Source organism: Polynucleobacter sp. CS-Odin-A6 (assembly GCF_018882095.1).
In the GTDB taxonomy this organism is placed as follows: Bacteria; Pseudomonadota; Gammaproteobacteria; order Burkholderiales; family Burkholderiaceae; genus Polynucleobacter.
In genome coordinates this window covers 35967-47129 of sequence record NZ_JACVPD010000005.1, presented here as the reverse complement: position 1 = coordinate 47129, position 11163 = coordinate 35967, and the positions used below count along the sequence as shown (strand labels likewise).

Genomic DNA, 11163 nt, shown 5'->3' with positions numbered 1-11163 from the left:
TCTCATAAGGCCGCCAAATGTGGACGGCAGGACCTCAACCCAAACTAGGGCAGAAATTCCATGACGCCTTTGTTTGCCAGGAGGTCGGCAAGCTCATTTCCGGGGTGACCGTTGTGCCCCCGCACCCAATGCCAGGAGATTTTGTGGCCGGGGATTAAAGCATCTAATTCTTGCCATAAATCGGCATTTTTAACGGGATCTTTGCTTGCCGTCTTCCAACCCCTTTTTTTCCAGCCTTCCAACCACTCAGTAACGCCTTTTTGCACATATTGGGAGTCGGTCCAAAGTTCAACGGAGCTAGTCTGCTTTAAGGCCCGCAGCGCATGAATGACAGCGCTAATTTCCATGCGGTTATTGGTGGTGTGCTCGGCGCCCCCATGCAGGTGTTTTTCATGGCTTCCAGAGCGCAGTACGGCACCCCAGCCACCAGGGCCAGGATTGCCTTTGCAGGCCCCATCGGTATAAATGATGATGTGGGGGAGGGTTTCGGTGAGTGACATAGCGCTAATTTACTTTGTCTTGGCTTTTGACTGAATTCTGACGGCTTTCAGCAGCTGGACTCAATTGCGTCATTGCAGGAATTCGCAAGCCCTGGACTTTGCCAATCAGACGGATCCCTTGCTGACGCTTAATGGCGGAAACCAAAAAAACAGCCCCAAAAATAGGCCACCAGCGGTTGCCTGCAGGCTCCATAAAATCCATTCTGGCCATACCGGACTCTCCGCTCAGCGGGAGTTTATAGCAGCCAAAGTGACCACGATCGAGAGAAAAGTTCAGGAGTTGTAACCAGTCTTTAATGCGGAGAAGGCCAATAAATTGCCCATCTCTGGGCAAGTAAGGACTGCCGACTAATCTACTAAGGTACTGGCGCATTCCCCAAAGACTAGCTGGGTTGAATCCTGAAATAATTAAGCGACCTTCTGGGCGAAGAACGCGCTCAGCTTCCCGCAGAATTTGATGGGGGTCGGCAGCGAATTCTAAAACATGCGGCAATACCAATAAATCAATGGTTTCGGAGGCAAAGGGTAATTCAATGGCATTGCCTTCAATTTGGTGCCAGGCAAATCCTTCGGCATGTTTTAGGCGATCATTGGAATCAATCAGCAGAGCCTGTAAGGGCATCCGGTTTTCTGAAAGGGTATTGATTTGAGGTAAACCAATTTGTACGGCATAAAAGCCAAAGACATCTGCAACGATCTGATTAAAGCATTTCTGCTCCCAGGACAATACATAGCGTCCTGGAGGGGATTGGAGCCACTTTTCCCAGGAACTCCAGGGTGGTGCAGGCATCTGAGAGGGTGAGGGTGGGGTTGTTATCATCGGTCTATGGTGAAGAATACTTTATTGCAGGTTTGGCCGATACCGGCTTTTGATGATAATTACCTTTGGTGCATCCATGACGGTCAATCTGCTCTGATTGTTGATCCGGGCGATGCGAAGCCGGTATTGCATTTTCTTGAACAAAATCAGCTCACTCTCACAGGTATTTTAGTGACCCACCACCATGCCGATCACACTGGTGGTATTTTGGATTTATTGCAGGCGCTGGGCTCCGAGATTCCGGTTTATGGGCCGGCCGCAATCGAGATCCCGGGGCGAACTCATGCGCTGATGGAAGGTGACCAGGTTGACATCACTGCGCCACGCATTAGTTTCGAGGTCTATGAGGTACCAGGCCATACCTTAAGTCATATTGCTTACTTTGCGAACATGCAGGCTAATGTAGTGGAGCCTATGTTGTTTTGCGGCGATACCTTATTTGCTTCTGGCTGCGGCCGTTTATTTGAAGGCACGCCAACGCAAATGAGTCAGTCGCTTGCAAAGTTCATTGCCTTGCCAAAAAATACCTTGGTGTATTGCACTCATGAATACACCTTGTCGAATATTCGCTTTGCCTTAGCGGTTGAACCCAATAATGCCAACCTCATTACTTGGTCAGAAACCGCGCAATCATTGCGAGCTCAACATCTACCTACCTTGCCTACGACTATTGGACAAGAGTTACAAGTCAATCCCTTTATGCGCTGCGATCAAAAAGCAGTCATTGATGCCGCTTTGCAAGTCTCTGGCGAAACCGCTTTGCCAACGCCGGCACATGTCTTAGCAGTTATTCGCGCTTGGAAGGATCGCTTCTGATGCAGTGGCGTTATGCAGCCATATGGTTGATTGCCCTACTCTCAGGTTGTGCGAGTACGGGTGATTGGTCGTCTAATACTCCGACCCGTCAAGATTCCCGCGCGGCCAATGCAAAACGCGTCAATTTACAAAATCAATCTGTGAGCGACGTCTATGCGCCATCGAGCAATCTTTGGATCCGCATCCGGGGTGGTTTTGAGATGGAGCCTTTAAATACACCGCTTGAGATCGAGCAGGTACGCTGGTTGAGTGCTCGCCCTGATTATGTTAATCGGTCGATGAAGCGCTCTTCACGGTACCTGTTTTATATCGTGCAAGAAGTGAATGCGCGTAAGATGCCAACCGAGATTGCGCTACTACCTTTTGTTGAGAGCGCCTTTGTGACCCATGCCAAATCCTCTGCGAAGGCCATGGGCTTGTGGCAGTTTATGCCTGCTACTGGTAAAGATTTTCGTTTGACTCAAAATGTCTTCCGGGATGAGCGGAGAGATGTATTGCAATCCACAGATGCTGCACTGGATTATTTACAGCGCCTGTATAACCAGTTTGGTAGCTGGGATCTGGCTTTGGCTGCATACAACTGGGGCGAGGGAAATGTCTCCAAAGCCCAGAAGCGCAATCTTGCCGCAGGACTTCCTACAGATTATCTGAGTCTCAAAATGCCTAATGAGACGCGGAATTATGTTCCTAAGTTAATGGCATATCGACAGATTGTTTTAGATCCTCAGGCCTACGGCATTGTCTTGCCAGATCTAGAAAATCACCCCTATTTTGTGGCAGTGGATGTTGGTACAGATATCGATGTTGCTCTAGCGATCAAGTTAAGCGAGATTCCGGAGGAAGAGTTTCAAAGTCTAAACCCCTCATTTAATAAGCCGGTGATTTTAAGTAATGCCAATCAACAGATACTGTTGCCCTTCGGTCATGCAGAAATCTTTCAAGAAAATCTCAAGAAATACACTAAGCCACTCTCTTCTTGGACGGCAGTACAGGTGACTAAAACGGAGACAGTAGATCAGGCCGCTAAGACGCTTGGCGTTGATGCGGATACTCTGCGAGAAACAAACGGGATCCCGAAGGGGATGCGAATTCGTGCTGGATCCACGCTTTTGGTGCCAAAAACCCCCCGTCGCCCTGGAGATATCTCACTGGCGATGGCTGAAAATGGCAGTCTGAGCTTAGTGAAACCTATACCTCCAGCACCTATCAAATGTGCAAAAGGGGCTAAATGCCCTGTGGTGAAGTCTGCGAAAGGATCAGCTAAAAGCAATTCTTCTACAAATAATGCGTCTTCTCAGCATAAATCCGCATCGACAGTGCTTGCAAAATCTGCGAAAAATAGCTCTTCGACAGCCTCTAGCGCAAATGCCAAGACCTCTAATGGCAAAGGGACTAGTAAGCTACAGTAATTCCAGACATTTTTATTTTTATTTAGGTTGGCCATGTCCTATAAATCTGAACACGAACGCTCCATTCAAGATCCAAATGGTTTTTGGGGGGAGCAGGCAAAACTGATTCATTGGGAAAAGCCATTCAAGCAAGTTCTAGATTACGCAAAACCTCCTTTTGCTAAATGGTTTGAAGGTGGCCTAACCAATCTTTGCTACAACTCGGTGGACCGTCACCTCAAAGATCGCCCTGATCAACTGGCGCTAGTGGCCGTTTCGACAGAAACGAATTTAGAAAAAGCCTATACCTACACAGAGCTCTACGAAGAAGTGAATCGCATGGCGGCGATTTATAAAGCGAATGGTGTACAAAAGGGTGATCGGGTGTTGATTTATATGCCGATGATTGCGGAAGCTTGCTTTGCGATGTTGGCTTGTCTGCGAATTGGCGCAATTCACTCGGTGGTCTTTGGCGGCTTTGCATCGCATAGCTTGGCATCGAGAATTGACGATGCCAAACCCAAAATGATTGTGACTGCAGAGGCAGGCGCTCGTGGAGGTAAGGCAGTCCCTTATAAGCCATTGCTAGATGAGGCGATTGCCCTAGCGAGCTACAAGCCTGAAAAAGTCTTGATCGTCAATCGTGGCCTTACTGAGTTCACGACTGTTGCTGGCCGTGATTTAGATTACGCCACTGAGCGCCAAAAACATCTCCATGATGTCGTTCCGATTGAGTGGGTAGATGCAACCCATACCTCCTATATTTTGTACACCTCTGGAACTACTGGCAAGCCGAAGGGTGTGCAACGTGACACTGGTGGCTACGCCGTTGCTTTGGCTTCAACCATGAAGCATATATTCTGTGCCAGCCCTGGAGATACCATGTTCTGTACCTCCGACATTGGTTGGGTTGTAGGTCACAGTTACATTATTTATGCGCCTCTACTCAACGGTATGGCAACCGTCATGTATGAGGGCACGCCACTGCGTCCTGATGCGGGTATTTGGTGGAAGCTGGTGGAGAAGTACAAAGTCTCAGTGATGTTTTCTGCGCCCACTGCGGTACGCGTTCTCAAAAAACAAGATCCTGCATTTCTGACTCAATATGATCTCACGAGTTTGAAGGCCCTATTTTTAGCAGGCGAGCCCTTAGATGAGCCGACTGCAAGCTGGATTCATGATGCGATCAAGAAGCCGATTGTGGATAACTACTGGCAGACAGAAACAGGTTGGCCGATGCTGGCAATTCAGCGTGGGGTTGAAGTGATGCCTCATAAGTTTGGTTCGCCTGGCGTCCCTTCATTTGGTTACAACATGAAGCTCTTGGATGATGCGAGCTCTGAAGAGTTGGGCCCCAATCAGAAGGGGGTGATTGCCATTGAAGGGCCATTACCACCCGGTTGCATGCAAACGGTTTGGGGTGATGACCAGCGTTTCGTTAGCACCTATTGGGAAACCATTCCAGGTAAGACGATTTACTCTACCTTTGACTGGGGCATTAAGGATGAGGATGGCTACTTTTTTATCTTGGGCCGAACTGATGATGTGATTAATGTTGCTGGTCACCGCTTGGGTACTCGTGAGATCGAGGAGAGTATTTCTAGTCACCCCAATATTTCTGAAGTGGCGGTGGTGGGCATTGAGGACAAACTCAAAGGTCAAGCGGCCATTGCTTTTGTGATTCCAAAAGATGCCATGAACATTGACACCCTAGAAGCAGAATGCATGAAGACGGTAGACAAGACCTTGGGCGCGATTGCTCGACCAGGCCGTGTTTACGTGGTGACCGCCTTGCCCAAAACCCGTTCGGGCAAGATCGTGCGGCGTGCGCTTCAGGCTGTGGCTGAAGGGCGTGATCCGGGTGACATCAGCACGATGGAAGATCAGGCCGTTTTGGCGCAAATTAAGACCATCATTGAGCAAAGCGCCACATCAAAAAGCTAAGCCTAGGGGTTGATTGCCTTCTGAGCCCCATGGGTCGGTAATCCAAGGGTTTTTTAGGCAAAACTGGTATCATTGCAAGGTTCAAAACTTAATAAATTACCCTAGCGCTTAAAGACACTCACCTCCCGCACAAACAGTCCTGGGTTGGTCTTTTTGGGGTGTTGAGCGTCGGATGGAGCAGGGACTGGAGATGGTTTGTCACCCTTGCTTCCTTCTTTTCCTCCCGCCGTATTGGCTTTAGCCGATGGCACCTTATTTGCCGGTCTCAGTATTGGCGCTCCTGGCGAAACTACCGGTGAAGTCGTTTTCAATACCGCACTCACGGGTTATCAAGAGATCATTACTGATCCCAGCTACTCCCGCCAAATCGTTACCTTAACTTATCCCCATATTGGTAATGTTGGAGTCAATGGCCAGGATGCCGAGTCGGATCGAGTTCAAGCTGCTGGATTGGTGGTTAAGGATCTCTCAAGGCGTGTATCCAATTTCCGCTCTGAAGAAAGTCTCGATAGCTACCTAACTAAAGCAGGCGTGGTGGGCATCTCTGGAATTGATACCCGTAAACTCACTCGCATCTTGCGTGACAAGGGCGCTCAATCTGGAGCGATTGTTGCTGGCAAGATGGGTGATGATGTCAAGATCCTGGGCGCGAAGGCCCTGGAATTGGCGAAAGCCTTTCCGGGAATGGATGGTTTAGATCTTGCTAAAGTAGTGACGACATCCACCTCATATCCATGGCGTGAAGCGGAATGGGATTTGCATGGCCCTGATGGCAAACCTGCTTACAGAACTTTAGATACTAGCAAGCCCATCAAAAAAGTCGTTGCTTATGATTTTGGTGTGAAGCGCAATATTTTGCGCATGCTGACAGAGCGTGGCTGCGAGTTAACGGTAGTGCCTGCACAGACTAGCGCTGCTGAGGTATTCGCGATGAACCCTGATGGCGTGTTCTTTTCCAATGGTCCTGGAGATCCTGGCCCTTGTGATTACGCCATTACTGCTGCCAAAGAAATTATTGAAAAGGGTATTCCGACTTTTGGTATTTGCTTGGGTCATCAAATCATGGGCTTGGCTGCTGGCGCTAAGACACTGAAGATGAAATTTGGCCACCATGGTGCAAATCACCCTGTAAAAGATTTAGATTCTGGGCGCGTAGCCATTACTTCTCAGAACCACGGTTTTGCCGTAGATGCCAATACCCTGCCCGACAACATCCGTGTCACCCATGTTTCTTTATTCGATGGATCCTTACAAGGCCTGGCTTGGAAAGATAAACCTGCCTTGTGTTTCCAAGGACACCCTGAAGCCTCGCCGGGTCCTCACGATATTGCTTATTTATTTGATCGTTTTGTGGAGTTGATGAATGCTGCCATTGCTGGTAACAAGGAGGGCAAATAATGCCTAAGCGGAGCGACATTCAGAGCATTCTGATTATTGGTGCCGGCCCGATTGTGATTGGCCAAGCTTGCGAGTTTGACTACTCCGGTGCGCAGGCTTGTAAAGCATTGCGTGACGAAGGTTACAAAGTAATTTTGGTCAATAGTAATCCTGCCACCATCATGACTGACCCCGAAATGGCCGATGTTACTTACATCGAACCGATTACTTGGGAAGTCGTGGAGCGGATTATTGCCACTGAAAAGCCGGATGCGATTTTGCCAACGATGGGTGGTCAAACCGCCTTGAACTGCGCACTCGATTTATATCGTCATGGCATTCTTGAAAAATACGGTTGCGAGTTGATTGGTGCCTCCCCAGAGGCGATTGATAAGGCGGAAGACCGTCAGAAGTTTAAAAATGCGATGACCAAAATTGGTCTGGGCTCTGCGAAATCTGGAATTGCGCACTCGATGGATGAGGCGCATGAAGTGCAACAGCGTATTCAGAAAGAGACTGATAGCTTAGGTTTTCCGGTGGTCATTCGTCCGTCTTTTACGATGGGTGGTTCAGGCGGCGGTATTGCTTATAACCGGGAAGAATTTGAAGAGATTTGTAAGCGCGGTTTAGACTTGTCTCCGACTCGTGAGCTCTTGATTGAAGAGTCTCTTTTAGGTTGGAAAGAGTTTGAGATGGAAGTCGTGCGAGATCGTGCTGATAACTGCATCATCGTTTGTTCAATCGAAAACTTAGATCCTATGGGTGTGCATACGGGTGACTCGATTACCGTTGCGCCTGCACAGACCTTGACTGATAAAGAATATCAAATCATGCGTAACGCATCGATTGCGGTTCTGCGTGAAATTGGTGTAGATACCGGTGGGTCAAACGTACAGTTCTCCATCAACCCAGTCGATGGTCGCATGATTGTGATTGAGATGAACCCCCGTGTTTCACGTTCATCTGCTTTGGCTTCTAAAGCGACCGGTTTTCCGATTGCGAAGATTGCAGCCAAGTTAGCAGTTGGCTATACCCTAGATGAGCTCAAGAACGACATTACCGGTGGTGCAACGCCAGCATCATTTGAGCCTTCAATCGATTACGTCGTGACGAAGATTCCCCGCTTCGCGTTTGAGAAATTTCCGCAAGCCGATTCGCGTTTAACCACGCAAATGAAATCCGTTGGTGAGGTCATGGCTATTGGCCGTACCTTTCAAGAGTCTTTCCAGAAAGCGCTTCGTGGTTTAGAAGTGGGCGTCGATGGCTTGGATGAGATTTCGACTGATTTAGACGACATCATTCAAGAAATCGGCGAGCCAGGACCTGATCGCATCTGGTATCTGGCTGATGCCTTCCGAATGGGCATGGGTCTTGATGAGGTTTATAACGAGACGAAGGTCGATCCTTGGTTCTTGGAGCAAATTGAAGAGCTCATTACGATGGAGACTGAGCTCAAGCAACGCAAGATTGACAGTTTGTCAGCGCCGGAGTTGCGTTTCATCAAGCAAAAAGGTTTCTCAGATCGTCGCTTAGCAAAGTTGTTGGGTGTAGATGCTTCCTCAGTGCGCGCTGCGCGCCATCGCTTAAAAGTACTGCCGGTGTACAAGCGGGTGGATACCTGTGCTGCTGAGTTCTCTACTAACACAGCGTATTTGTATTCTACTTACGAAGCTGAGCATGGCGAGTGCGAATCTGCACCAAGCAATAAAGACAAGATTATGGTTCTTGGCGGCGGTCCAAACCGGATTGGTCAGGGTATTGAGTTTGACTATTGCTGTGTTCATGCGGCCTTGGCTATGCGTGAAGATGGTTACGAAACCATTATGGTCAATTGCAATCCAGAAACGGTATCTACCGACTACGACACTTCTGATCGCTTGTATTTCGAGCCATTGACGCTAGAAGACGTTCTCGAAATCGTGGCGATTGAAAAGCCCAAAGGAGTAATCGTGCAGTACGGTGGTCAGACTCCTCTGAAGTTAGCTTTAGATCTGGAGGCGAATGGCGTTCCCATTATCGGCACATCGCCAGACATGATTGATGCTGCAGAAGATCGCGAGCGCTTTCAGAAGCTATTACATGAGTTGAGCTTGCGTCAGCCACCCAATCGAACTGCTCGCGCAGAAGATGAGGCTTTGAAGCTAGCTGAAGAAATTGGTTATCCATTAGTTGTGCGTCCTTCCTACGTATTGGGCGGTCGTGCGATGGAAATCGTGCATGACGGCCGTGATCTTGAGCGCTATATGCGTGAAGCGGTCAAGGTTTCTCATGACTCACCAGTCTTGTTAGATCGTTTCTTAAATGATGCGATCGAGTGTGATGTGGACTGTATCAGTGATGGCCAGCAGGTATTCATTGGCGGCGTGATGGAGCATATTGAGCAAGCCGGTGTTCACTCTGGCGACTCAGCCTGTTCATTGCCACCGTATTCTTTATCGGATGAGACCATTGCAGAAATTAAGCGTCAAACTGGAGCGATGGCAAAGGGTCTGAATGTGGTTGGATTAATGAACGTGCAGTTTGCGATTCAGAATGTGGACGGCAAGGACGTGATCTACGTTCTCGAAGTCAATCCACGCGCCTCTCGCACCGTGCCATTTGTATCTAAGGCAACCGGCTTGCAGTTAGCCAAGATAGCAGCACGCTGTATGGTAGGTCAAACCTTGAAGCAGCAGGGTATTCTGAATGAAGTGAAACCTGTTTACTACTCAGTTAAGGAAGCCGTATTCCCATTTAACAAGTTCCCAGGGATTGATCCGATCTTAGGGCCAGAGATGCGCTCTACGGGTGAAGTAATGGGGGTTGGTAAAACCTTCGGTGAAGCACTCTTTAAGTCTCAGTTGGGCGCTGGTATTAAGCTACCTAAGAGCGGCACCGTCGTGTTGACCGTTAAAGATAGCGATAAGCCTAAGGCGGTTGAAGTGGCTAAACTCTTGCATCAGCTAGGATTCCCGATGGTGGCTACCAAAGGCACTGCTGCAGCAATCGAGGCAGCTGGCTTACCGGTCCGGGTGGTCAATAAGGTGAAGGATGGTCGTCCTCATATCGTAGATTTGATTAAGAATGGCGAGATCTCACTCGTGTTTACGACAGTAGATGAAACTCGTACTGCGATCGCCGATTCACGCTCTATTCGGACCAGTTCGCAAGCCAATAATGTGACTTACTACACTACGATTAGTGCGGCGCTTGCGGTGATGGATGGTTTGATGACCTCACAAAATGGTAATAAAGAGTCTCTTGAAGTATATTCATTACAGAATCTGCATCAGAGTCTCCATTAATTTAAGTTAGGTAGAAGCATGAGCACAATTCCGATTACCAAGCATGGCGCAGAACTTCTCAAGGAAGAGTTACATCGTCTCAAGCATGTAGAGCGTCCTTCTGTAATTAATGCAATTTCAGAAGCACGTGCACAAGGTGATCTTTCTGAGAACGCTGAGTATGATGCGGCCAAAGAGAAGCAGGGCTTTATCGAAGGCCGCATTCAGGAGCTTGAGGGAAAGTTGTCAGCGGCACAAATCATTGATCCTGCTGGTCTCGATGTCAATGGGCGGATTGTGTTTGGCGCCACCGTTGACCTCGAGGATTTGGAAGATGGCACCAAACTCACCTACCAAATTGTTGGTGACGATGAGGCTGATATTGCGCTGAGTAAGATCTCGATTAGCTCACCGATTGCACGTGCATTGATTGGCAAAGAAGAGGGCGATGTCGTTGCTGTACAAGCCCCCGCTGGCAATCGTGAAGTAGAGATTCTGGCTGTTCGTTACGTTTAAGTTTTCCATTTAACTGCCCCAATCAAATAGCCATGATGACACCAGAGGCGCCGAATTATTGGAGCGCGCAAAGACTCTTCATTTTGATTGCGGGCTTATGGGTAGGTAGTCTACTCTCAGCGGGTTATCTCGTTGCCCCGGCCATCTTTAGCACCATGACGGATCGCCAAGCGGCTGGAATGGTAGCTGGCAGCATCTTTCGATTAGAAGCCTATTTGAGTTTGATTGTGTGCATTGGCTTGATGGTGCTAGCTAATCTCTTGGTCAATCGCGGCTTAAATCAATTTAGGTTTATTCGTTGGCTTTTATTAGCGATGCTGTTCTGCTCTTTGGCGGCCGCCTTAATCTTTATTCCTTGGATGAATGCACTTAGAGATAACGCTTTGGCTGAAGGGATGCCGGTGATGCTCTCGCCTTCTGCAACGTTATTTGGTCGACTGCATGGTGCCTCTAGCGTTCTATTTCTGCTGCAGAGTATTTTGGGTATTTATTTGGTTTGGCGACTGAGTAAAAATCACCAGCATTAAAAAACGCCGACT

At 48.5% G+C, this 11163-nt stretch carries 9 protein-coding genes; 7 read left to right on the top strand and 2 right to left on the bottom strand.

Annotated features, from left to right (window positions below; translation table 11 throughout):
* Nucleotides 1-44: 44 nt before the first annotated feature.
* On the bottom strand, nucleotides 45-500 hold the full coding sequence (gene rnhA / locus ICN15_RS10575) for a ribonuclease HI (RefSeq protein WP_216202710.1): 456 nt from the start codon (nucleotides 498-500) through the stop codon (nucleotides 45-47).
* Between the two features lie 4 nt (nucleotides 501-504).
* Complete coding sequence (locus ICN15_RS10570) at nucleotides 505-1320, bottom strand: class I SAM-dependent methyltransferase (RefSeq protein ID WP_216202709.1); 816 nt, start codon at nucleotides 1318-1320, stop codon at nucleotides 505-507.
* Nucleotides 1321-1326: 6 nt separating this feature from the next.
* Between ICN15_RS10570 and gloB the strand changes: the two genes are divergently transcribed.
* The 7 genes from gloB to ICN15_RS10535 all read left to right on the top strand — a co-directional run bounded on the left by gloB (nucleotide 1327) and on the right by ICN15_RS10535 (nucleotide 11151).
* Nucleotides 1327-2136 carry a hydroxyacylglutathione hydrolase gene (gene gloB, locus ICN15_RS10565; protein ID WP_216202708.1) on the top strand — a complete coding sequence of 270 codons (810 nt, stop codon included), beginning with the start codon at nucleotides 1327-1329 and terminating at the stop codon, nucleotides 2134-2136.
* On the top strand, nucleotides 2136-3545 hold the full coding sequence (locus tag ICN15_RS10560) for a transglycosylase SLT domain-containing protein (protein ID WP_216202707.1): 1410 nt from the start codon (nucleotides 2136-2138) through the stop codon (nucleotides 3543-3545). Before gloB ends, ICN15_RS10560 begins: the two co-directional genes overlap by 1 nt.
* A gap of 33 nt (nucleotides 3546-3578) precedes the next feature.
* Nucleotides 3579-5468, top strand: coding sequence for a propionate--CoA ligase (locus ICN15_RS10555; protein ID WP_216202706.1), 1890 nt, complete (start codon nucleotides 3579-3581; stop codon nucleotides 5466-5468).
* 204 nt (nucleotides 5469-5672) lie between these two features.
* The gene (carA, locus tag ICN15_RS10550) at nucleotides 5673-6866 is read left to right on the top strand and encodes a glutamine-hydrolyzing carbamoyl-phosphate synthase small subunit (protein ID WP_216202761.1); all 1194 of its coding nucleotides are present in this window, start codon (nucleotides 5673-5675) and stop codon (nucleotides 6864-6866) included.
* Nucleotides 6866-10129: a carbamoyl-phosphate synthase large subunit gene (gene carB / locus ICN15_RS10545; RefSeq protein WP_216202705.1), complete on the top strand. Its 3264-nt coding sequence runs from the start codon at nucleotides 6866-6868 to the stop codon at nucleotides 10127-10129. The genes carA and carB overlap by 1 nt, the downstream gene beginning before the upstream one ends.
* Nucleotides 10130-10147: 18 nt before the next feature.
* Entirely contained in the window at nucleotides 10148-10624 is a 477-nt protein-coding gene (gene greA / locus ICN15_RS10540; RefSeq protein WP_216202704.1) for a transcription elongation factor GreA, read from the top strand.
* A 32-nt stretch (nucleotides 10625-10656) separates the two neighbouring features.
* Nucleotides 10657-11151, top strand: a complete 495-nt coding sequence (locus ICN15_RS10535; protein WP_255532982.1) for a DUF4149 domain-containing protein — start codon at nucleotides 10657-10659, stop codon at nucleotides 11149-11151.
* Nucleotides 11152-11163 lie beyond the last annotated feature (12 nt).

Coding starts and splice junctions, on each gene's coding strand:
- rnhA (WP_216202710.1), bottom strand. CDS start 500: ATGTCACTCACCGAAACCCTCCCCCACATCATCATTTATACCGATGGG.
- ICN15_RS10570 (WP_216202709.1), bottom strand. CDS start 1,320: ATGATAACAACCCCACCCTCACCCTCTCAGATGCCTGCACCACCCTGG.
- gloB (WP_216202708.1), top strand. CDS start 1,327: ATGGTGAAGAATACTTTATTGCAGGTTTGGCCGATACCGGCTTTTGAT.
- ICN15_RS10560 (WP_216202707.1), top strand. CDS start 2,136: ATGCAGTGGCGTTATGCAGCCATATGGTTGATTGCCCTACTCTCAGGT.
- ICN15_RS10555 (WP_216202706.1), top strand. CDS start 3,579: ATGTCCTATAAATCTGAACACGAACGCTCCATTCAAGATCCAAATGGT.
- carB (WP_216202705.1), top strand. CDS start 6,866: ATGCCTAAGCGGAGCGACATTCAGAGCATTCTGATTATTGGTGCCGGC.
- greA (WP_216202704.1), top strand. CDS start 10,148: ATGAGCACAATTCCGATTACCAAGCATGGCGCAGAACTTCTCAAGGAA.
- ICN15_RS10535 (WP_255532982.1), top strand. CDS start 10,657: ATGATGACACCAGAGGCGCCGAATTATTGGAGCGCGCAAAGACTCTTC.